Origin of the sequence: Leucobacter aridicollis (assembly GCF_013409595.1) — a bacterium.
Lineage (GTDB): Bacteria > Actinomycetota > Actinomycetes > Actinomycetales > Microbacteriaceae > Leucobacter > Leucobacter aridicollis.
The window spans coordinates 102,750-124,383 of sequence record NZ_JACCBD010000001.1 but is presented as its reverse complement, the minus strand read 5'-3'; the positions used below and the strand labels follow the sequence as shown (position 1 = coordinate 124,383).

17 protein-coding genes are annotated in these 21,634 nt (G+C 69.7%); 4 read left to right on the top strand and 13 right to left on the bottom strand.

Annotated features, from left to right (window positions below):
• The first annotated feature begins 73 nt into the window (after positions 1–73).
• Positions 74–1,399 carry an ATP-dependent DNA helicase gene (locus BJ960_RS00570; protein WP_185985828.1) on the top strand — a complete coding sequence of 442 codons (1,326 nt, stop codon included), beginning with the start codon at positions 74–76 and terminating at the stop codon, positions 1,397–1,399.
• A 198-nt stretch (positions 1,400–1,597) separates the two neighbouring features.
• Here BJ960_RS00570 and BJ960_RS00565 read toward each other — a convergent pair whose 3' ends face one another.
• Genes BJ960_RS00565 through BJ960_RS00540 form a run of 6 tightly spaced genes read right to left on the bottom strand, consistent with a single transcriptional unit; the run spans position 1,598 to position 9,157 of the window.
• Positions 1,598–2,266: a VOC family protein gene (locus BJ960_RS00565; protein WP_185985827.1), complete on the bottom strand. Its 669-nt coding sequence runs from the start codon at positions 2,264–2,266 to the stop codon at positions 1,598–1,600.
• Entirely contained in the window at positions 2,263–3,600 is a 1,338-nt protein-coding gene (locus BJ960_RS00560) for an alkylhydroperoxidase domain protein (protein WP_185985826.1), read from the bottom strand. The genes BJ960_RS00565 and BJ960_RS00560 overlap by 4 nt, the downstream gene beginning before the upstream one ends.
• A 56-nt stretch (positions 3,601–3,656) precedes the next feature.
• The gene (locus BJ960_RS00555) at positions 3,657–5,495 is read right to left on the bottom strand and encodes a dipeptide ABC transporter ATP-binding protein (protein WP_185985825.1); all 1,839 of its coding nucleotides are present in this window, start codon (positions 5,493–5,495) and stop codon (positions 3,657–3,659) included.
• Positions 5,492–6,457 (bottom strand): ABC transporter permease, encoded by a 966-nt coding sequence (locus BJ960_RS00550; RefSeq protein WP_237463721.1) that lies wholly within the window; start codon positions 6,455–6,457, stop codon positions 5,492–5,494. The genes BJ960_RS00555 and BJ960_RS00550 overlap by 4 nt, the downstream gene beginning before the upstream one ends.
• Positions 6,454–7,470: an ABC transporter permease gene (locus BJ960_RS00545; RefSeq protein WP_185985824.1), complete on the bottom strand. Its 1,017-nt coding sequence runs from the start codon at positions 7,468–7,470 to the stop codon at positions 6,454–6,456. Before BJ960_RS00545 ends, BJ960_RS00550 begins: the two co-directional genes overlap by 4 nt.
• Positions 7,471–7,504: 34 nt before the next feature.
• A complete protein-coding gene (locus tag BJ960_RS00540; protein ID WP_185985823.1) occupies positions 7,505–9,157 on the bottom strand; it encodes a TIGR04028 family ABC transporter substrate-binding protein in 1,653 nt (550 codons plus the stop codon).
• Between the two features lie 227 nt (positions 9,158–9,384).
• Between BJ960_RS00540 and BJ960_RS00535 the strand changes: the two genes are divergently transcribed.
• Both BJ960_RS00535 and BJ960_RS00530 read left to right on the top strand, forming a co-directional pair.
• Positions 9,385–11,520 (top strand): FAD/NAD(P)-binding protein, encoded by a 2,136-nt coding sequence (locus BJ960_RS00535; protein ID WP_185985822.1) that lies wholly within the window; start codon positions 9,385–9,387, stop codon positions 11,518–11,520.
• On the top strand, positions 11,513–12,241 hold the full coding sequence (locus BJ960_RS00530; protein WP_307814690.1) for an SDR family oxidoreductase: 729 nt from the start codon (positions 11,513–11,515) through the stop codon (positions 12,239–12,241). The genes BJ960_RS00535 and BJ960_RS00530 overlap by 8 nt, the downstream gene beginning before the upstream one ends.
• Positions 12,242–12,250: 9 nt before the next feature.
• Here BJ960_RS00530 and BJ960_RS00525 read toward each other — a convergent pair whose 3' ends face one another.
• The 6 genes from BJ960_RS00525 to BJ960_RS00500 form a co-directional block, all read right to left on the bottom strand.
• Positions 12,251–12,748, bottom strand: a complete 498-nt coding sequence (locus BJ960_RS00525; protein WP_185985821.1) for a glutathione peroxidase — start codon at positions 12,746–12,748, stop codon at positions 12,251–12,253.
• A gap of 285 nt (positions 12,749–13,033) precedes the next feature.
• Entirely contained in the window at positions 13,034–15,700 is a 2,667-nt protein-coding gene (locus BJ960_RS00520) for an AAA family ATPase (RefSeq protein WP_185985820.1), read from the bottom strand.
• Positions 15,697–17,154: a 3' terminal RNA ribose 2'-O-methyltransferase Hen1 gene (locus tag BJ960_RS00515; RefSeq protein WP_185985819.1), complete on the bottom strand. Its 1,458-nt coding sequence runs from the start codon at positions 17,152–17,154 to the stop codon at positions 15,697–15,699. The genes BJ960_RS00520 and BJ960_RS00515 overlap by 4 nt, the downstream gene beginning before the upstream one ends.
• Before the next feature lie 51 nt (positions 17,155–17,205).
• A complete protein-coding gene (locus tag BJ960_RS00510; protein WP_185985818.1) occupies positions 17,206–17,916 on the bottom strand; it encodes a hypothetical protein in 711 nt (236 codons plus the stop codon).
• Positions 17,913–18,806: an ABC transporter ATP-binding protein gene (locus BJ960_RS00505; protein WP_185985817.1), complete on the bottom strand. Its 894-nt coding sequence runs from the start codon at positions 18,804–18,806 to the stop codon at positions 17,913–17,915. Before BJ960_RS00505 ends, BJ960_RS00510 begins: the two co-directional genes overlap by 4 nt.
• Before the next feature lie 8 nt (positions 18,807–18,814).
• Positions 18,815–19,234 (bottom strand): GntR family transcriptional regulator, encoded by a 420-nt coding sequence (locus tag BJ960_RS00500; RefSeq protein WP_185985816.1) that lies wholly within the window; start codon positions 19,232–19,234, stop codon positions 18,815–18,817.
• A gap of 385 nt (positions 19,235–19,619) precedes the next feature.
• Here BJ960_RS00500 and BJ960_RS00495 point away from each other — a divergent pair, with 385 nt between their 5' ends.
• Positions 19,620–20,570: a hypothetical protein gene (locus tag BJ960_RS00495; protein WP_185985815.1), complete on the top strand. Its 951-nt coding sequence runs from the start codon at positions 19,620–19,622 to the stop codon at positions 20,568–20,570.
• Here BJ960_RS00495 and BJ960_RS00490 read toward each other — a convergent pair.
• Entirely contained in the window at positions 20,567–21,541 is a 975-nt protein-coding gene (locus BJ960_RS00490) for an IS481 family transposase (protein WP_185985814.1), read from the bottom strand. The genes BJ960_RS00495 and BJ960_RS00490 overlap by 4 nt on opposite strands.
• Positions 21,542–21,634: the final 93 nt, after the last annotated feature.

Below are 21,634 nucleotides of genomic sequence, written 5' to 3'. Positions count from 1 at the left end.
AGATGTCTGGCCCGAATGCGGACCGCGCGCGTACACGCCGCACTAGTATCCCATTGCGGGGTAGCCTATTCGAGTGTCGCGCCCCGAACTCAGCCCCCAACAGCTCAACGTCTACGAGCGCATCGAGCACACCCGCGAACACATTTTCGTGACGGGACGAGCTGGCACGGGCAAGTCGACGATCCTCAATCACCTCTCCTGGAACACCTCGAAAGTCATCGCGGTGTGCGCCCCGACCGGCGTCGCCGCGCTGAACGTTGGCGGCCAGACGATCCACTCGTTGCTTCGACTACCGACCGGCGTCATCGCCGACCACGAGCTCGACCAGCCTGCAGAACTCAAGAAAATGCTGGCGTCGATCGACACCCTCATCATCGACGAGATCTCGATGGTCTCGGCCGACCTCATGGACGCCATCGACCGGTCGCTCAGGCAGGCTCGCGGCAAGCGGCACGACCCGTTCGGCGGTGCCCAGATCATCATGTTCGGCGACCCGTTCCAGCTGCCGCCCGTGCCGCCACGTGATCCGCACGAGCGCGCGTACTTCGACGACACCTACCGCTCGCTCTGGTTCTTTGACTCGAAGGTCTGGCAGGAGACGCCGCTCGACGTCATCGAGCTCACCGAGGTCCACCGGCAGAGCGATGACCGGTTCAAGCAGATCCTCGGCGCCGTTCGCTACGGCGTCGTCGACGAGACGCAGGCGAACGAGCTCAACGGGGCTGGCGCACGCAAGCCGCCGCGCGACGTCATCACCCTCGCGACGACGAACGCAACCGTGAACCGGATCAACGCCGAACGACTCGCCGAGATCAAGGGGTCCGGTTTGAAGGCCGCCGCAGAGATCACCGGCGAGTTCCGCGAGAACACCTACCCGGCCGACGAGGTGCTCGAGCTCAAGAAGGGCGCGCAGGTCATGTTCCTGCGCAATGACCCAGACGGGCGCTGGGTGAACGGCACGATCGGCACCGTCTCGAAGATCGAGGGCACGGTCTGGGTGATCGTCGATGACGAAGAGCACGAGGTCGAGCCCGCCACGTGGGAACGGTTCCGCTACCGCTACGACGCCGACACCAAGAAGCTCGAGAAGGAGGTCGTCGCGGAGTTCGAGCAGTTCCCGCTGCGGCTCGCGTGGGCCGTGACGATCCACAAGTCGCAGGGCCACACCTACGATGCCGCCGCGATCGATCTCGGTCCCCGCGCGTTCAGCGCAGGCCAGACCTACGTCGCGCTGAGCCGCGTGCGGTCGCTGGACGGGCTCTACCTCGCCAGGCCGCTGCAGCCGCGTGACGTGATCGTCGACCCGAACGTCGTACGCTTCTTCGCCGACCGTCAGCCGAAGCAGGCGGCCTCGTCTGCTGCGTCTGCCGCATCCGCCGAGAGCTCCTCGCAGGCGTAGGGTCCGCCCGAGGTCCGCGCCAGAGGGTGTTTCTCGCCAGGAACACCCTTATCTACGGTTGGTACGGGGGTTCTTGGACAGAACAGTGCTCTCTTGCGGGAGTGGGCGGGCTCGGCGGGCGGGCTCGGGCGCGGTCCGGTGGGAGGAACGGGCGGCGCCCGACGCCCGGCGCCCGGCGCCCGGCGCCCGCTCGCTCCTTCAGGCAGGCAGTAGTTCGACGATCGCGCCGCTCTGGGAACGGAGTGTGAGGGCGAACCCCGGCGACGCTGCAACGCGCACCTCGACAGCGCCGCCACCGACCGCCTGCAGCTCGCGGCGCAGGCTCTCGGCGCGTTCCGGCGTCGGTTCGAGGCGCACAAACTCGACGAGTTCGATCGCCGGGCCGATGGTCTCCCCCGGGTGGGGCGTCTCGCCCCAGTCGATGAGAAACGGCAGCTCAAACCGCTCGTGCTGCTGTTCGTCCGTTCGGGTGAGCCGCCACTCGAGGAGGTCGCCGGCTGGGGTGCGCCGCGACAGGTCGCCCACGGGGCCCGTCTCCCAGCCAACGGCTCGAGCGTTCTCGACGCCCGCGTCGATGTCGGGCACGCGGATCGCGTAGGTCTGCACGGTCGGCCCTGTGAGCCTGTCGATCCCGAATTTCGACGGCAGTGGTCCAGCTGTCTGATCGGCGTAGGGGCCGATCAGCTCGATGTATTGGCGACCGCGGTGGCCGCCGATGGTGAGCGCGACGAGCGCGTTCTGCGTCCCGGTCGGGTGGCGGCCGCCTGGCTCGGCGACGACCCCCGTGAGCTGCGCGAACCAGTCGACAAGTTCCGCGAGGTTCGGAGCCGCGATGACAATGTGGTCGAGGGCTGCCTGGTCGCTCATGACTGCCCGCGTTTCGCCGGCACCTCGGGCTCACCGAGCGACAGCATGAGCCGGTTTGCCCAGTTAAAGAACGCGGCACCGTTCACGACGTCGATGATCTCCGCGTCAGACAGCCCGGCCGCCCGGAGCCCACGCACGTCGGCCTCTCCGAACCCAAGCGGCGTGTTCGTCAGCGAGACGGAGGCGCTCACGACCGCGTTCCACGTCGTGTCGGCAAGGTCAGCGCCGACGCCCTCGTCGAGGAGCGCCTGGACGGTCGCCTCACGACCGGACTCGCGCGTCGCCGCTGCGGAGTGTACCGAGGCGCAGAAGACGCAGCCGTTGTGTCTCGACGCAGCCGTCGCCGCGAGCTCGCGTTCCGCGCGGCCGATGCCACCCTCGGTGTTAAAGAAGATGTCGAGGTCCGTGAGGGTGCGCGCCCGGAGCGCCGCTGGATCGCGCGCGAGCAGCCTGAAGTACGGCATCTTCGCGCGGAGCGGATCGACGAGCGCGTCGCGCTGTTCGTCCGTCAGCTCCGCCTCAGCGACGGGCGCGAGCCAGGGCACCCATCCGAGGCTCTGCTGGGTGAAGTGCTCGGGGCGGTGCAGCTCTGGGTACTCGGTGATGAGCTCGGCGACGGCCGCATCCGAGCCCGCGGCCGCATCCGAGCCGGCGGCCTGTCCTGTTGCGTCGGCCGAGGCGGCCGCGGTCGAGGCGGTCGAGGCGGTCCCAGTGGCTCTGTCCACGCCGCCCTCGCCCGGCGCACCGGCGAGGACGCGCAGGCCCCAGGACGCGCGCAACTGGAACGCGAGGAAGGCGACCAGCTGCGAGAGCGACACGATGTCGTCGGCGTTCCAGCCGGCACGGACGAGCGCGGCGAGCGCATCGGCCGAGGCCTCCCGCGGGCGAATGACAAGCAGGTGGGTGTGCGCGAGGGCCGCGGTCAGCCGCGGCCCGAGCGCTGCTGCGGTGTCGGCTGAGGGTGCCCACGGCTCGACGGCGACGCTCTCACCCTGCAGACCCGGCTCTCGGTAGGTGCCGATGGGACCGGCGGCAGCAGCGTCCGCTGCGAGCGCGCGCACGGTCCCCACGAGGTCGGGGCTTTCGTCGCCGAGCACGTCGGCGTAGAACTCTACGGCGTCAGGGAACTCGTGGAGCTCGGCTACGAACTGCGCGACAGCGTAGCGCTCGGCGAGGGTGAAGTCGCCCGGGTTCTCTGGCTCGAGGAGCGCGGCAAAGCTCAGCTGCGCGTTCTCGCGTGCCTGGGCGCGCTGGTCGCGCAGTGTTGCGATGTCGTGCCCCCGGCCGAGGCCGGAGAGGAGATCGATGATGTCTGCGGTGAGTGCGGCGGTCATGGGTTCCTTCGGTTGTGTGGCTGCTTCGGCCGCCGGTGGCGGCGGTAGGGTGCGCGTCAGCGGGTTGCGCCGACGAGGAGGCGGACTGCGGTGGGCGCGACGGCACTTCCCGCGCCGTGCGCCTCGGTGGCGATCCCGGAAGTTGCGCCCCTCGCCTCGGCGCCTGCGGCGAGCACTCCCCCGCCCGGGATCGCGTCGAGCAACGCCCGCGTGTATTCGTGCGTCGGGGCGTTGAAGATCTCCTCGGCGCCGCCGTATTCGACTTGCCGGCCCCGCTGCAGCACCGACACGGTGTCGGCGATCTGATGCACGACGGCGAGGTCGTGCGAGATGAACACGAAGGTGAGGCCGAGTTCGCGCTGCAGGTCGGCGAGCAGGCGCAGGATCTGGGCCTGGACAGTCACATCGAGCGCCGACACGGCCTCGTCGAGGACGACGAGTTCGGGTTCGACGATCAGCGCTCGCGCGATCGCGACGCGCTGCCGCTGCCCGCCCGAAAGCTCGGTGGGCTTGCGCTCGGCGAGCCCGGGGGCGAGCGCGACGAGGTCGAGGGCGTGCGTGATCCGCGCGTCGCGGTCGGCCCGGGAACCGATCCTGAAGTTGCGCAGTGGCTCGGCGAGCGCTGCCCCGATGGTCTGGCGGGGGTCGAGTGACCCGTACGGGTTTTGGTAGACGAGCTGGGTGTGCCGCCGGAAATCACGGCCGGGACGCCGGCCGACGAGTTCAGTGCCTGCGACGGTGACCTCGCCCGAGGTTGGGCGTTGGAACCCTGCGATGGCGCGGCCTGTCGTGGTCTTACCCGATCCTGATTCGCCGACGAGCGCGTGCGTCGTGCCGCGCTGGACGGTGAATGAGACGCCGTCGACCGCGACGAACGGTTCGGCACGGCCGGGCGTCTTGAACTCCTGCCTGAGGTCGCGCACGCGCACGAGCGGCTCAGCCCCCTGCTCCGCAGCGGCCGAGCCGGCCGAACCTGCCGAGCCGGCCGAACTTGCAGAGCCGGCCGAACCTGCAAAACCGGCGGCCCCGACCCCCTCGGCGGCCTCGAGCCCCGTGTGAGGCTCGGGGCGCTCCCGCACCACGACGCGGGCGAGCGACGGTGCGTCCGCGAGGAGCTTCCGCGTGTAGGCGGCAGCCGGATGGGCGAGCACCTCGGCGGAGGGACCTGTCTCCTGCACCTCGCCGCCCTGCATGACGACGATCGAGTCCGAGCGGTCGGCGGCGACGGCGAGGTCGTGCGTGATGAAGAGCACGCCCATGCCTGTCTCGCGACGAAGCCTGTCGAGCAGGTCGAGCACGGTCCGCTGGATGGTGACGTCGAGCGCGCTCGTCGGTTCGTCGGCGATCACGAGCTCGGGTTCGAGCGCGAGCGCCGCGGCGATGAGCACGCGCTGCCGCATGCCGCCCGAGAGCTCGTGCGGGAACTGCCGCGCCCGGCGCTCGGGGTCGTCGATACCGACGCGGTCGAGCAGGTCGAGCACGCGGGCCTCGACGGCCCGCTTGTCGCGCCACCCGTGGATCCGCAGCGCCTCGCCGACGCTCGCGCCGATGCGGAGCACGGGGTTGAGCGAGTTACCCGGATCCTGCGGGATGAGCCCGATCCGGCGCCCGCGGATTCCGCGCCACGCGCGTTCGCTCAGCCCGACGAGCTGTTCCGCCCCACGCGCCTCGCTTGCCAGCGTGATCTCGCCGCCTGTGACCCTGCCGTTGCCGGCGAGCAGGCCGATAACTGACTGCGCGACGGTGGTTTTGCCTGATCCTGATTCGCCGACGAGCGCGGTGACTTTGCCGGGCGCGACGTCAAGCGAGACGCCGCGGACCGCGTCCACCGTTCCCGCGGGGGTGTCATAGGCGACGCGCAGGTCGCGGACGCTTAGGAGCGACTGTTCACTCATGCTGCTTCTCCTCCTCGGATGGCGTGGCTGAGCCTGTTGGTTGCGAGCACGATGGCGACGACGACGAGGCCTGGAAGCACCGTCAGCCACCACGCGGTCGCGACGTAGTTTCGGCCCTCGGCGATGAGCAGGCCCCATTCGGGCGTGGGCGGCGGCGCGCCGTAGCCGAGGAAGCCGAGGGTGGAGATCTGCAGGATCGCGGATCCAAGCTGCAGCGCCGCGAGCGCGACGACGGGGGTGAGGGAGTTCGGCAGGATGTGGCGCCAGAGCACCGTCCAGAACGTGCCGCCGGAGCCGTACGCCGCCTCAACGTATTCACTCACTCGGACGCTCACCACCTGCGAGCGGGCGAGCCGGGCGAAGACCGCGATCGAGGTCACGCCAACGGCGATCGCCGCGTTCGTCGTCCCGAAGCCGAGCAGGATCACGATGCTCAGCGAGAGCAGCAGCGCCGGGATGGCGAGCAGCACGTCGACGAAGCGCATGAGCGCCTCGTCGAGCAGCCCGCCGACGGAGCCCGCCAGCACGCCGAGTGTCGTCCCTGCGACGAAGCCGACAAGCACGGCGACGAGTGCGCCGACGATCGACTCCGAGGCGCCGTAGATCACGCGGGTGTAGAGGTCGCGCCCGGTTGCGTCGGTGCCGAACCAGAATTGGGCGCTCGGCGCCTGCAGGGCCGCGCCGACGGTCTCCGTCGGGCTGCCGTGGGCGAAGAGGCCGGGGGCGATCGCCCATGCGAGCCCGATCAGGATCACGGCCGCGGGCACCGCGAACGCCGCCGCCTTGCGGGTCCCGGGCCCGAACCGGCTGGTGCGACCCGTGGGCTCCGCGAGCGGCGCGCCGGGGAGCGTCGCCGCGGCCGACCCGGTCGGACTCGTGTGCTGCGGGTCATGCGACGCCGCATCGTGCTTGTCGGTGGTGCGCTGGTCAGAGCCGCGCACCGGCGGGGTGAAGATGCTCATCGTGTCGCTCCCTCTGGGTTCGCGGTCGCGGGCTCAGCGGCCGCTGCCGGTACTGCGGGTTCGGCGGCGGGCTTCGCGGCGGTTGTCGTCCGGGTTCGCAGCCGCGGATCGAGGACGGGGTAGAGCAGGTCGACGACGAGGTTGATCAGCACGAACGTGAGCGCAGCGAGCACGACGATCGCGAGGAGGACCGGGGTGTCACGGGTCGCGACCGACTGGGCCGTGAGCTGGCCGATCCCGGCCCGCGCGAACACTGTCTCGGAGACGACCGCGCCGCCGACAAGCTCGCCGAAGAGCACGCCGGCCATCGTCAAGGTCGGCAAGAGCGCGTTGCGTGCAACGTTGCGCCAGAGCAGCCAGGACGTGCTGGCGCCGCGCGCCTTCACCACCGCAACGAACGGCTGGGTGCGCACCTCGTCGATCGAGCGCAACAGCACCTGGGCGAGCGGTGCGGCGATCGGGATCGCGATCGTGAGCATCGGGAGAACGAGTCCCTGGAAGCCGGTCGCCCCGATCGCGGGGACGAGGCCGAGCTTGAACGAGAAGATCTGGATGAGCATGATGCCGACCCAGAACACCGGCAGCGACACGAACAGCGGCGGCAGTCCGCGGAAGAACCGGCGGAGCCAGGCGGCGCCCCCGTAGCTCGCCGTGAATGCGATGGTGACCGCGAGCACGACCGCCACGACGAGGCTCGAGAGTGCGAGCGCGAGGCTGGAGGGGAGCGCGGCGGCGAGCAGGGTCGAGACGGCTGCGCCGCTATTGACTGAGTAGCCGAAGTCGCCGCGCAGAAACGACAGGATCGACTCGAAGTAGCGCTCGAGGTGTGGCCTGTCGGCGCCGTAGCTCGTGCGGATCTCGTCAAGCTGATCGGGTGAGAGCCCGAGCTCCGGGCTCCCGTATCGGGCGAGCACCGCGTCCCCGGGGAGGGCCGCCAGGAGCACATACGCGACCGTATAGGCGAGCGCGAGCACGAGGAGCGCCTGCAGGAGACGCCTGGCGACGTATGGCATTGGTTCGGTCCTTCCCGGGGACGGGCTGGCGCTGCTAGCGCGTCAGCCAGGTGTTGTAGAAGTTCGGCCGGCCGACCGACTCGGTCTCGAAGCCGTGCACCGCGTCAGTGAGGCCGTAGACCTGGGGCTCCTCGAAGAGCGGCAGGATGTAGGCCTGCTCGGCCAGGTGGCGCTGCGCGGCCTCGGACGCTGCCGCGCGCTCCTCGGGCGTCGGCGCCGAGGCGACCTTCGCGAGCAGGTCGTCGAGCTCCTGGTCAGCGTTCTTCTGGGTGGCGGTGTCGTAGTTGAGCAGGGTGTTGCGGTTCGTCGAGAAGAACTGCGACTTGAGCACGTCGTAGTCGGCACGGCCGACCATCGAGTGGTACACCTGGATCGTGTCTGCGTCGAGGCTCGCCGCGGTCTGCGCGGCGTAGTCGCCGGCGAACAGGTTCACTTCAATGCCGAGCTCGGCGAGCTGCTCCTGAATCAGGGTCACGACCTCCTTTGAGCGCGGCTGCGGGATCGCCTCGCTGAACGTGAGACTCAGGCGCTGGCCGTCCTTCTCAAGCACCCCGTCGCTGCCGGCCTTCCAGCCGGCGTCGGCGAGGAGCTTCGCTGCCTGCTTCGGGTCGTATGCGTAGAACTCCGAGGTGTCGACGTACCCGAGCGCAGTCGTCGCGAGGGCGCCGGTTGCGAGCGGGTAGCTGTCGGTGAAGAGTGTCTCAACGATGTTCTCGCGGTCGATGCCCGCGATGATCGCCTGGCGCACCCGGATGTCGCTGAGCAACGGGTTCGTGAAGCGGAAGTTCAGGCTGTTCGTGACGCCGTTCGTCGAGGCGGCGAGCACCGACAGCCCGTCGGCCGCGAACTGCGGCTCGTCCGGCGCGGGAATCTGGCGGGCGACGTCTGCCTGCTTCGCCACGACGGTGCCGACGCGCACGCTGTTCTCGCCGGCGACCGTGTAGGTGATGCCGTCGAGGTACGCGCGGCCGTCGTGCTCGGCGGCCTCTGGCGCCCAGTCATAGTCCTCGCGCACCGTGAGCTGGGTCTCGGTGCCGATCTTCTCGTCGGCAACCACAAACGGACCGCTGCCGATGACCTGGGCCGCGCCGCCGGGGCCGAAGCCCTCGCTGTCGAGATCGAGCGTGGCGTCCGAGACGAGCCCCGAGTTGATCGTCGACACTGCCTGCGCGAAGCCCGGCGACGGCGCCGAGAAGATGAACTTCACGGTCGTCGCGTCGACGACCTCGCCGCGCTCGTAGTTGTTGATCGCCTCGGACACCGTGAGCGCGCGGTCGGCGTCGCCCTTGCCGTAGAGGTCGATGTTCTTCACGACGTTCTCGGCGGTGAGGGGAGTGCCGTCGGAGTACGTGACGTCGTCGCGGATGGTGAACGTGTACTCGGTCGCATCCGCGTTCACCTCCGGCAACGCGGTCGCGATCCAGGGGCTGAGCTCGAGCGTCTCGGGGTCCTGGTAGAGCAGGCGGTCGGTGATGTTGTTCACGATGCCGCCGTTCGGGTAGAACCCGGCCGCCGGCGGGTAGAGCGTCGTCCAGGTCTGCGGCTCAAGGTAGCTCAGCGTGCCACCCGTGACCGGGTCGCCCGTCGGCTCCTCGCCCGCGGGTGCGCCGCTTGCGCAGCCCGCGAGCAGCGCGGTCGTTGCGGCGAGGGACAGCGCGGCGAGTGCCGTGCGACGTATACGTGACATGGATTCGGTCTCCGTGGGTTGTGGTCGAGCCCGCAAGAAACATACGGTCAGCTTCTGCGTGGCATTACGAGAAGTTATCCTTGCATGCGGGCCGGTCGCCTCGCAACGTGGCCACCCCGGCCCGCGTCACACTCCGTAACCCGGCAGCATCCCTGATGCGGCCTCAAATCAACCCAAGCTAGGGTTATGGGAGACATAAAACGAACCACGACTTTTGGATTTGCCACATGCCACCCCTCGCAGCACACGACGAGCCCGCCGGTCGGGCGAGCATCGCCATCGTCGGCCTCGGCCCGCGCGGCGGGTCCCTCATCGAACGGCTCGGCGTTCACCTCGCGGCGTTGCCCGCGGCGCCGCCGCTCGAACTCCACCTCATCGACGACGCCCAGCCGGGAGCGGGCCGAATCTGGCGGACCGACCAGACCCGCGAGCTGTGCATGAATACGCTCGCCGACGCGGTGACGCTCTTCACCGAGCCCGGCAGCACCGTCGCGGGCGCCGTTGTCCCGGGGCCCACGCTCTACGAGTGGTGCATCCTCGCCCGCGAGCAGGCGCTCGGCCACGGCGCACCGGAGACCGTAGCAACGGCCGAGATCCCAAGTTCCCGCGCGGCCACCTTCGCCGCGTACCCCGCACGCGCGGGCCTCGCCGCCGACTACCGCGAGGAGCTGGCACGCCTCCGCCCTGAGTCGCACCCGAGCCGCGCGCTCTACGGCGAGTACCTCTCCTGGTTCTTCGAGCGCGCACTCGCCGAGCTGCCCGACTCGGTGAGCGTCGTGCGCCACCGCGCCCGCGCGATCGCAGTCGAGCACGCCGACGGCCGTGAGCGCATCACCCTCGACCGCGCGAAGCCCGCGACCGGCGACAGCGTTGCCGACCAGAGCATCACCGTCGACTCCGTGATCGCGGCAACCGGGTGGCTGCCCCGAGCCGCGTCGAGCTCAGACGCCGCGCTTGCGGACCGGGTCGCGGACAGACCCGAGCTCACCTGGGTGCGGCAGGGCAGCCCCGTCGAACAGGATCTTTCCGGGGTCCGCCCCGGCGAACGCGTCATCGTTCGCGGACTCGGCATGGGCTTCTTCGACACCGTCACGCTGCTCACCCTCGGCCGCGGCGGCCGCTACGAGCCCGCGCCCGAGGCCCCTGGTGGGCTGAGATACGTCGCGTCAGGAAACGAGCCGGTGCTGCACGTCACCTCCCGCCGCGGGGTCCCGTTCCGCGCCAAGTCCCGCTACAACGCACTCCCGCCGCAGGCCGAGCAGCGGCTGCTGCGCGAGGTGGACTGGCGGCAGGTGCCGCGCCCCATGAACTTCGACGCGGTACTCTGGCCGCGGATCGTCGGCGACGCGTTCCTCGCGCACGCCGAAACGCTCGCACGGGTGAAGCCTGGCGCGCTCCTCGCGGGCGGAGGTGCGGCTCCGGGCGATCCTGATCCCGCTGACGCCCTCGCCGGCATCGAGGCTGCGATCCGCGCCGCGATCGCGCGGGCCGGGAACCACACAGACGTCCCCGCGCTCGGCGACATCGTCGACGCTATCGCCGCCGACGTCGCACCGTTCATCCCCGCGAGTGAGGATCGCCTCGACCTCGCCGGCGAGATCGTGCCAGTGCACGAAACGTTCGAGAGCCCCGATGCGTTCGACGCGTGGGTGGCTCGGCGCGTCGCCGACGATCTCCGCGAGGTCGACCTCGGCACGGACAGCGCGGTGAAGGCAGGCCTCTGGTCGGTGAGCTCGGCGCGCGGCTTCGCAGCGCAGGTCGGCACGCTCGGGGGGTTTGATGCCGAGTCCCGGTCGAACGGCCTTGCCCTCCTCACCGCGCTTGGGGGCATGGTCGGGTCGGGGCCGCCAGCGTTCCGAAACAACGAGCTGCTCGCCCTCGCTGCGGCGGGCATCGTGCACTTCATCGGCCCGGAGGCGACGCTCGGCGTCGACGAGCGCGGCTTCGTTGCCTCGTCGCGGGCCGTGTCGGGCTCAGAGGTCACGGCCCGGGCGCTCGTCGACGCGTGGATGCAGTTCCACGACGCACGCGCAAGCGAAGACCCCTTCACCGCGTCCTTGCTCGACGCGGGACGGGCGCGGGTGTTCTCGATCGGCTCCCGCAGCGGAGCCACCGCCGCCACTGGCGGCCTCGACATCGATGCGGCAACGGGGCGCCTCATCGGCGCAGACGGCACGCTCGATGCGGCCGTGCACGTCGCGGGGATCCCCGTCGACGACACCCTTCACGGCACTGTCATTAGCCCGATGCCGGGAACCGATCCCCCTATGCTGCGCGAGACCGACCGCGTCTCGGCCAGCGCGCTCGCGGTCGCACTACGCGCGGCAGCACCACGAATCCACGAAGGAGCCCTCAGTGCCTAACCCCCTCTCGGAGTCTGCACCCGCAGCCCAGTCGCCTCGCCCCGTCGCACTTGTCACCGGCGCGACAGGCGGCATGGGCACGGCGGTCGTGCGCGAGCTCGCGGCAACGCATCGCGTGATCGCGCTCGGCCGAAACTCCGCCCGCCTCGCGGAGCTCGCGACCGACGCCGCAGCCGAAACGTGGGCGCTCGACCTCACCGACAGCGCGTCGCTCGCCGGGCGGGTGGCAGAACTCGACAGGCTCGACGTGCTCATCCACGCGGCGGCGCGCGGCGGCGCCGTGTCCGTCGAGGACGCGAGGGTCGGCGACTGGGGCGAGAGCTTCGCGCTCAACGTCACGGCGCCCGCCGAGCTCACCCGGCTCGCGCTGCCGCTGCTGCGAGCGTCCGAGGGCACCGTGATCTTCATCGGCTCGGGCGCGAGCACGCGGCCGGTTCCCGGGAGCGCGATCTACACGGCAACGAAGCACGCGCTCCGCGGCCTCGCCGACGTGCTCCGCATCGACGAGGAGCCGCACCGCGTGCGCGTCGTGACCCTTGCCCCGGGTCAGACAGACACCGAGATGCTCCGCGCCAGCATCCCGGCCGACCGCTATCGGGCCGACCGGTATATCCGGCCGCAGTCGATCGCTGACGCGGTGCGCTTCGTGGTCGACGCTCCGGCGGACGTGCAACTCACCGACCTCGCGGTCAGGCCCCGCCAGGAGATCGCGCGGATCTAGGCGGTTCCGCTAGGCGGCGAGCGCAGCCTCGATTGCGGCGCGGATCGCGGGGTCATTTGGCTCGACCGCCGAGCGGAACCGAGTCACCGTCGGAGCGCCACCGCCCGCGGGGTCGCGACTCACCACGAACTTTTCGAAGTTCCAGCGCACGAGGCCGCCGGTGCCCGTGGCGTCCTTCCCCTTGCGGAGCTCCTTGAACAGTGGCTCGGTGCCGCGCCCATTGACCTTGCCCTTGGTGAGCAGTGGGAACGTGACGCCGTAGTTCAGGGTGCAGAACTCGGCGATCTCCTGGTCAGATCCGGGCTCCTGCATGAGGAACTGGTTACAGGGCATGCCGATCACAGCGAGCCCCTTGTCGCTGAACTCTTGGTAGAGCTCCTCGAGGCCAGCGTACTGCGGCGTGAACCCGCATTTCGAGGCCACGTTCACGATGAGCGCCGCACCCGGTGCGAGCTCACCAAACTTCCGCACCTCGCCGCTTGCAAGTGTCACTTCGATATCCCGCATGATGCCTCCTGCCCCCACGGTACTCCCCTCGGGGCAGCGGCTTGCCGGGAGATTGCCCCGAATCGTGAGCGCGGGGGGCGGGGCTGGCCGTCGTGGCGGCGCCACACGCGTCAATGGTGCCACACGCCGCCACGCGGCAGCAGTTCTCCCTAAGATCCGCGATAGAAATGCCGAATCTGGCCAAATCAGGCATTCGCATCGCAGATCTCAAGCTCACACGCTGCTGGCGGCGCCCAAACCCGGCGCTCACACCCAAACCCGGGGCCCGGGGCCAGAGGCCCAGCCCTACAGCCGCGGATCGACCGGGTCGGACTCGAGCGCGAGCACCGCGGCCACGGCCTCATGCACCCGCCAGAGCGGCTCACCGGCGACAAACCTGTCGAGGGCCTCGGCTCCCAGCGCGAACTCGCGCCCAGCAAGGGAGCGCTTGCGCCCGAGGTCTCGGTCACGCAGTCGGGTGAGGTTCGCCGGCTCCAGGTATTCGGGGCCGTAGATGATCCGGAGGTACTCCCGGCCACGCACCTTGAGCCCCGGGGGCACGAGCCCCTTCTTACTGAGCACGACCGACTGCTCAGGCTTCACGACCATGCCCTCGCCGCCCGCGTCCGTGAGTTCCTCCCACCACTGAATGCCCGCCTCGACGCTCTCGGCGTTCGCGGTCTCCACCGTGAGCGAGCGGGTGCGCCGGACGAGCTCGGGCGCCGCGTCGGCGAGTCGGCCGGCGACGTCGAGGTGCCACGGGTGCGGGTCGCCGTAGCGAGCCCGCCCCGCGGTCGCGAGTACCTGGAACGGCGCGAAGCTCACGCCCGAGAGGCCCGAGGTCGGCCACACGTAGCGCCGGTACGCGCGGGTGAACGCCTCGGCATCGGCGAGGCGTTCACCCGCGCGAGCCTCGAGCTTCGCCGCGTCAACGCCGCGCGCCGAAGCCGCTGCGAAGGCCTCGGCTGCGGCCCCAAGCCCGGCACGCGCGGCGGCGCCTGCCGGGGCGTACACGCCAGTGAGCAGATCGCCCGCTTTCAGCGACCACGGCAGCATCTCGCCGTCGAACAGGATCCAGTCCGTCTCGAGCTCGTCCCAGAGCCCCGTGGCGTCAACCGCCCCGCGGAGCCCAGCGAGGAACTCCTCCATCAGCTCACGTTCGAAGAGCGCCCGCCCGGTGCGGGTGGTGACCATGCCGGTCTCGCCTGCCTGACCCCCGAAGCGCGTCGCGGCGGTCTCCGCGTCGCGGCACAGCAGCACGACGGCGCGCGAGCCCATGTGCTTCTCCTCGCACACGACGCGCTCGACGCCCGCGGCGGCGAACACCTTGAAGGCCTCACGCGGGTGCTCGAGGTACCCGGGCTCGGAGCTCGTCGGCGACGGCGCCATCGTCGGGGGCAGGTACGGCAGCCACGCGGGGGCGACCGCGAACCTGCTCAGCGTCTCGAAGCCGCCGGCCGCGTGCTCGGCCCGGATGCCGACGCGGCCGTGCAGCTTCGTGTCGATGACGCGCTTACCGAGCACGTCGGCGGCGCGGAGCTCCCCCGCGGTACGGGGTCCCGCGGCGCTCTGCGCAGCAGCGGCACCCGGCCCGGCCTCACCCTGCCCCGCCGCACCCGGCTGCCCGGCGGTGGTCGTCGCAAACGGCTGGCGATCCTGATCGTCCGCCGCCCGTGCGGCGCTCCCCCGCGGCCGAGCGAGCGGCCTGATCGGATCGGCGTACCGCTCGCGGGCGGGCACCTCGACGAGCTCGCGTTCGGGGTAGCGCAGCGCCGACAGCTTCCCGCCGAACACGCACCCGGTATCGAGGCACATCACGTTGTTGAACCACTCGGCCTGCTCGACCGGGGTGTGGCCGTGCAGCACGGCGGCCGTCCCGCGGTAGTCGGCGGCCCAGTCGAGCCGCACCGGCAGACCGAACTCGTCGACCTCGCCCGTCGTGTCGCCGTACAGCGCGAAGGCGCGCACCCTGCCAGAGCTGCGGCCCTGGTACGACTCCTTCAGCCCCGCGTGGGCGACGACGAGGTTGCCGTCGTCGAGCACGAGGTGCGACACGAGACCGTGCGCCCAGTCGCGCACCTCGCGCCTGAACTCGTCAGTCTCGCCCGCGAGCTCGAGCATCGTCTCGGCGAGGCCGTGCGTCAGCGACTTCCGTTTTCCGTCGAGCGCGGCCACGAGCTTCTCCTCGTGGTTGCCCGGCACCGCGAGCGCGTGGCCGGCCGTGTGCATGCCCATCGCGAGGCGCAGCACGCCAACCGAGTCGGGACCGCGGTCGACGAGATCGCCGAGGAACAGTGCGCGGCGGCCATCGGGATGGCTCGCGTCGATCGCCCGCCCCGCGTCGTCACGCACGATGACGTAGCCGAGCGCGCCGAGCAGCTCCTCGAGCTCGGGCAGGCAGCCGTGCACGTCACCGATCACGTCGAACGGGCCGTGATCGTCGCGGAAGTCGGTGAGGAGCTTCCGGCGCACGATCGTCGCGGCCGCGACCTCCTCGGTCGTGTTCAGCACGTGCACGCCGCGCAGGCCCTCGCGCCTGAGGCCGCGCATCGAGCGGCGCAGCTGGCCCTGCTGGCGGCGAATCACCTTCTCGCCGCGCGGGGTATCGTCGCGGCCGCGGTCGTGCTCGAACAGCACGGAGTCGGCGAGGTCGAACACGATCGCGACTGGCAGCACGTCGTGATCGCGCGCGAGCTTGATGAGCGAGGCGCGCGACTCGGGCTGCACGTTCGTCGCGTCGATCACCGTCAGCAGCCCGGCCCTGAGCCGCGCCGCGGCGATCGTGTGGAGCAGCTCGAACGCAGGCTTCGTCGCCGCCTGGTTGTTCGGATCGTTCGAGACGATGCCGCGGCACTCGTCGCTCGACACGGTCTCGTACGGCCCAAAGTGCTCGCGGGCGAAGCGGCTCTTGCCCGATCCTGATGCGCCGACGAGCAGCACGAGCGCGACCTCTGGGATCGAAATCTCGGTCATGTGGTTCCTCCCCGCGCGAACGTCGCCATCTGCGTCGACTGGCCAAGCCCGTCGGCCTCCGGCCCGATGCCAGCCAGCGCCACCGTGTAACCGTGCGCGAGCGCGACCCTGTCGGCCCAGGCCGCGAACTCGGCGCGGGTCCACTCGAAGCGGTGGTCGTGATTACGCAGCTCGCCGGGCGCGAGGCCGGGATAGGCGGCGTTGTATTCGACGTTCGGGGTCGTGACGATCACGTGGCCGGGCCGCGCGTCGGCGAACACCGTCTGCTCAAGCACGGGCAGGCGTTCGGGATCGAGGTGCTCGATGACCTCCATAAGCACCATCGCGTCGAATCCTCGGAGCCTGTCGTCGCGGTACGTGAGTGAAGACTGGATGAGCCCGACCTTCTTGCGAATCGCCTCTGGGGCGCCGTCGGAGGCACCGTCTCTCGCCCCGTCGAGCCCGAGCCGGCGGGCGGCCTGCGCGAGGGCGCGCGCGGACACGTCGGCCCCCACCAGGCGGGTGATGCGCGGATCACGGGCGAGCGGCGCGAGCAGCGCCCCCTGCCCGCAGCCCATGTCGAGCACGCTCGCGGCGCCGAGGCGCGTGAGCTCGGCGTGCACGGCGTCGCGGCGCTCGCGGGCGAGCGACGGCTGGCGGGTGCCTGTCGTCACAGATCCTCGATCAGGATCGCCGACGTTCTGCGCGCCCCCGCCTTCGACGGCGGCTGCCGCGGTCGTAGTGGCTACCGCGGCCGCAGTGTCTGCCGCGTCGATGAGGTCGCGTTGGTGCCTGAGGAAACGCCGCAGGATCAGCTCACGCTCCGGGTGCGCAGCAAGCCAGTCGCCGCCGTGCCTGAGCAGTTTGTCGTTCTCCGTGTGGTCGACCCAGTAGTGCTTCGCATCGTCGAGCACGGGGAGCAGGATCGTGAGCTGCTGCAGCGCCTGCTGCAACACCGCGGTACCCGAGAGTCTGACGTCGAAGATCTCGGAGTCGCCCCACTCGGGCACCTCGGGGTCGAGCGGCAGCGCGCGTGCCGAGACCGCCCACCCGAGCGGTTCGAACAGCCGCTGAATGAGCTGCGCGCCACCAGCGCACGCCACCGTGGGGAGGTGGATCTCAAGGTCGAGGGGCGCCGAGACCCGCTCGGGCCGCGCCTCGCAGGTGCCCGCGAGCGCGGTGCCGTACACCCCGCGTATCGCCCCCGTGAGCAATGAGGAGGCCACGTACGGCCTGTCGTTCACGTACTGGCCGAGCGTGAAGCTCTCCATCGCCGCGCCCTGGCCGCGCAGCAACCCGATCGGGTCGACCTCGAGCGCGAGCGCGACGGTGCAGCGCTCGTCGGTGAGCTCCGTGCACACGACACTGACTGCGCCGACCGACAGCTTGCGCGTGTGCGCCCGCGCCGGATGCTTGTGCAGCAGGAACGTCAGATCCTCGACAGGGGCCGTTGTGGTGGTCAGCGAAACGTACACTGGCCCATTGTTGCACGGGGCCGGGCGTGTCGCCCGACCCCGTGCGTTCGGTTACCTGACCGAGGCGCGGCGCATCGACAGCCAGGTGCCGAAGATCGCGAGCGCGGCGATCCCGACCCCGACGCCGGCGAGCAGCGGGCGGGTAATGGCCGCGATGATCTCCCCGAGCTGTGGCACGAAGATGAGCAGCAGCACGACGAGCACGAGCGCGAGGCCGAGGGCCGCGACCGTTGGCCCCTTCGACCCAAAGCGCACCCAGACTGCCCCGAAGAACCCGCCGATGCTCGTCGCCACGAACGTGATGAGGAACATCGTGATGAATAGCGCGAGGGGATTTCCCGATCCAAGCAGATACACGTCGAGCGCGTACAAGTGGATGAACCAGTGGCCGGTGGCGAGCTCGAGCCCGAGCAGGGCGACCATGACCGCGGCGATGAAGAGCGACAGCAGGACGTTCGCGAGCGCGGTCCCGAGGACGTGCGCGCGCCGGGTCGCGCCGAGCGCGAGCGCGAACGGGTACGTCGTCGCGATCGCCTGGACCCCGTAGTAGATGAGGAAGCCAGGGAGCGACCAGATCATGCCCTGGTTCCAGCGGGCGCCCTCAACGTACTCGGCCGAGGCCGGATCGAGGCCGCCGCGCTGCAGCATGAGCGAGATCAGCGCCGACACGACGAGCACCACGAGCACGATCTGCAGGGGAACGCTGAACATCGCGCCCGGCTTGTTCATGTGCAACCGTGTCACCTTCAGCACGCGGTTCATGAGCGCACCTCCTTTTCACTCGCGGGGCTGTCCCCGCCGTCAAAGCCGTAGGCGGCGACGAGTTCCTGCAGTGAGACCGAGCTCAGCTCAACGTTGCCGGCGGCCGCGGCCCGGTCGGGCTGCCCCTCGACGACGACCGTGGCGAGACCGCCCAGCCGGTGCCGGCTGAGCACCCGCCGACCCTCCGCGTACGCGGCGACTGCGTCGGCCGATCCGGCCGCCTGGTGCGCCGCGCCGCGCAGCTCGTCGACGTCGGCGTCCTGCACCACGCGGCCGCGGTCGAGGATCACGACGCGCTCCAGCAGCCTGTCCATCTCGTCGATGAGATGCGTCGAGAGCAGGATCGTGCGGGGGTGCTCCTGATAGTCCCGCAGCAGTACGTCGTAGAAGTAGCTGCGCGCGGTCGCGTCGAGCCCGAGGTAGGGCTCGTCGAAGAACGTGACGGGAGCACGCGAGGCGAGGCCGAGCACGATCCCGAGCGCCGACGTCTGGCCGCGCGAGAATTTCTTCACGATGGTTTTCGCGGGGATGCGGAAGAGTTCGACGAGTTCGTCGGCGAGCCCCTGATCCCAGTTCGGGTAGAAGATCCGCGCCGCGCGGAGCGCGTGGACGAGCTTGTAGTCGTCGGGGTAGCGCTGGTTGTCGCGGATGAAGCAGAGCTGCTCGAGCACCTTGGCGTGCTCGAAGGGCTCCGCGCCGAGCACGCTGACCGTGCCGGAGGTTGGGCGATCCTGCGCCGTGGCGAGCGACATGAACGTCGTCTTGCCGGCGCCGTTACGGCCGAGCAGGCCGGTGATCGTGTGCTCGTGCACGTTCAGGGTGACGTCGTCGAGGGCGCGGGTTGCACCGTGGACGCGTGTGAGGCCGCGGGCCTGTATCGCGTAGGTCATATCCGTTCTCATTCTGTTTCGGCGGCGGGGGCGGGCGGTTCGCCCGGCTCCGCGCCCGGGGCGGGCTCATCGGGGGTATGGGACTCGTCGATGAGGCGGCGAAGCGCTGCCCTGTCGAGCCCGATGGTGCTCGCCTCGGCGAGCATCGGCTGGATGAAGTCCTGAACAAAGCGGTCGCGCCGCTCGGCGGCGATCCGCTCGGTCGTGCCCTCGGCAACAAACATGCCGATGCCGCGGCGCTTCACGAGGATGCCCCGGTCGACAAGCAGGCCGAGGCCCTTGCCTGCCGTCGCGGGGTTGATGCGGAGGTAGCTCGCGAGTTCGTTGGTCGAGGGCACCTGCCCGCCCTCCTCGTAGCGGCCGCGCAGAATGTCGTCGACAATCCGCTCGGCCAGCTGCTGGAAGATCGGCCTTGAGTCCTCAAACACGTGTCACCTCGTCACCTCGGGCCCGGTACCCGTGATCGCATCATATCCACTCCCTTGGTTCATTACTTCACTAATGAACCTACGAGGCTGGCGGGAGATTGTCAAGGAATTCATTGCAGCCGCCACCTCGCGCTACTGATGGGGCACTGGCGATCCGTGGCTGGCTGCCCCCATTGCCCCCATACGGCAGCCAATACATCTGGGATCTGCGAATCCAATACCGTCCCTCGCCGGTTCGGGCATGCGCATCGCAGATCACATTGCTACGCGTTGGGCCGACAGGCGCTGGAGAGATGCGACCCATACGGCGAGGGCAGCAGGCAGGCCCGCTCCCCCGACAGCGAACAGCTATCTCCCGCCCAGCCTCGCTGCGTAGCATGATGCTATGAATCAGCCCCGCTACCGCTACGAGCCTCGGCCCGAGGAGCCGATCATCGTCGTCGACGCAGCCCCGAGCAGCCCGGCAAGCGGCGCCACCGGCCACGCCACCAGCCAGCAGCACCCGGCGGTTGCCAAGGCCCTTGACGGCGTGCTCACCGTGCAGCGGCCAATCGTGCTCGCGCACCTCAAGCGCATCCGCTCGCGCCATCCGGGCGCCACCCCACAACAGCTCATTGAGATGCTCGAGCGGCACTACCTCACGACCGTGATGACGGGCGGCGCGGGCGTTGGCGCGGCTGCGGCAATCCCGGCGGTCGGCACCGCAGCTGCCCTCGCGCTCGCCGGCGCCGAGACTCTCGGCTTCATCGAGGCGACCGCACTCTTCGCACACGCGGTCGCCGAGGTGCACGGGATCGTGCTCACCGACCGTGACCGCACGCACGCCCTGATCCTCGCGCTTATGCTCGGCGACGAGGGCGCCACCCTGCTCCGACAGGTCACCGGCCAGGTCGCGGGCGGGATGGCCCGAAACGCGTTCTGGAGCGAGATCGTCACGACCGCGATGCCGAAGAACCTCGTCGGGCCGGCGGTCGATCAGCTCCGATCGATGTTCCTGAAGAAGCTCGCGAAGACCGGCACCGCGTCGGTCATTGGCAAGGTGATCCCCTACGGCGTCGGCGCCGTGATCGGCGGCACGGGCAACAGGCTGCTCGGACGCAAGGTCGTGCGTTCGGCTCGCACCGCGTTCGGCCCCGCGCCGTTTGCCTACCCCGAGAACCTCGCGGTGATCCCGCCCCGGCAACCCCGCGAGGTTCGGCGCGCCGAGCGCAAGCAGCTCGCGGCCGGTCGCAAGCAGTTGAGCATCGAACGGAAGCAGGCCGCCGCCGAGCGGAAACAGCTCGAGCGCTTCGGCGCCGATCCTGATGCCACTCCAGGCGCACCCGACGCCCCCTAGCTGTACTGACCTCGACCGTTGTTGACTCGGTCGATGGGAGTTTGACCGTCGATGCCGAGGTGAGCTCTGTCTAGGTTGTAGTAGTCAAGCCAGGCCGTCAATCCTGCTCGACGTTCGTCGTTAGAAGTCCAGGGTCTCGCGTACGCCCACTCTGTCGCGAGAGTGCGGTTGAGGCGTTCGACTTTCCCATTGGTCCAGGGACAGTGCGGGCGAATGAACCGGTGCTGAATACTGTGCTGGGTGACGACGTCTCTGAACGCGGCGGAGTGCCGGTACGCGAACGCGTTATCGCTGATGACACGCTCAACACGTACCCCAAGCGACGCGTAGAACCCGATCGCGCGTTCAAGGACACCGGCCGCGGTCACGCCTTTCTCGTCGTCGTGGATCTCGGCATACGCGACACGAGAGTGGTCATCGATCACGGTGTGGACGTAGTCGTACCCTTGTCCTCGTTTCCGGTTCGGACGTTCGCTGCGCCCATGGAGCCGCCACCCACCGCCGTCAGGGATACGGCCGAGCTTCTTCACATCGATATGGATCAACGAGCCCGGATACTCGTGTTCGTATCGGTTCGCGGACCGTCGTTCCGCACGGATCCTGATCCCAGTCACGGGATCAAGTTCACGTAACAACGGGGTGTGATGGCGACGCAGCACCCGCCCGACTGTCGAGGCGTGCATGCCGAGCTTGCCCGCGATGAATACCGGGCCACGTCTGGTGAGCGCGCGCACGATCCGCACCCGGGTCTCCATGCATCCGGGAGTGCGCCGCGGATGCGACCTGGCCGCGCTCGACCGATCCCGTAATCCCGTAACCCCGGCTTCCTGGAACCTGCGCCACCACCGCCACGCAGTCGTGCGCGAGATTCCCATCTCCGAGGCAACATGAGCGACAGGGCGACCCGATTGAATGCGTTGGACCAGGATCATTCTACCGGCAGGAGCGAGCCGGGCATTAGCGTGAGACATGAGAGACCTTCGTTTGAGCGAGTAGGGGAACTAGACAGCTCCAACTCGACAACGAAGGTCTCTCCTATGTCAACAACCCTCCGGGTCAGTACA

Coding starts and splice junctions, on each gene's coding strand:
- BJ960_RS00555 (WP_185985825.1), bottom strand. CDS start 5,495: ATGAGTGAACAGTCGCTCCTAAGCGTCCGCGACCTGCGCGTCGCCTAT.
- BJ960_RS00525 (WP_185985821.1), bottom strand. CDS start 12,748: ATGCGGGATATCGAAGTGACACTTGCAAGCGGCGAGGTGCGGAAGTTT.
- BJ960_RS00550 (WP_237463721.1), bottom strand. CDS start 6,457: ATGAGCATCTTCACCCCGCCGGTGCGCGGCTCTGACCAGCGCACCACC.
- BJ960_RS00565 (WP_185985827.1), bottom strand. CDS start 2,266: ATGAGCGACCAGGCAGCCCTCGACCACATTGTCATCGCGGCTCCGAAC.
- BJ960_RS00495 (WP_185985815.1), top strand. CDS start 19,620: ATGAATCAGCCCCGCTACCGCTACGAGCCTCGGCCCGAGGAGCCGATC.
- BJ960_RS00520 (WP_185985820.1), bottom strand. CDS start 15,700: ATGACCGAGATTTCGATCCCAGAGGTCGCGCTCGTGCTGCTCGTCGGC.
- BJ960_RS00505 (WP_185985817.1), bottom strand. CDS start 18,806: ATGACCTACGCGATACAGGCCCGCGGCCTCACACGCGTCCACGGTGCA.
- BJ960_RS00545 (WP_185985824.1), bottom strand. CDS start 7,470: ATGCCATACGTCGCCAGGCGTCTCCTGCAGGCGCTCCTCGTGCTCGCG.
- BJ960_RS00540 (WP_185985823.1), bottom strand. CDS start 9,157: ATGTCACGTATACGTCGCACGGCACTCGCCGCGCTGTCCCTCGCCGCA.
- BJ960_RS00510 (WP_185985818.1), bottom strand. CDS start 17,916: ATGAACCGCGTGCTGAAGGTGACACGGTTGCACATGAACAAGCCGGGC.
- BJ960_RS00560 (WP_185985826.1), bottom strand. CDS start 3,600: ATGACCGCCGCACTCACCGCAGACATCATCGATCTCCTCTCCGGCCTC.
- BJ960_RS00490 (WP_185985814.1), bottom strand. CDS start 21,541: ATGTCTCACGCTAATGCCCGGCTCGCTCCTGCCGGTAGAATGATCCTG.
- BJ960_RS00535 (WP_185985822.1), top strand. CDS start 9,385: ATGCCACCCCTCGCAGCACACGACGAGCCCGCCGGTCGGGCGAGCATC.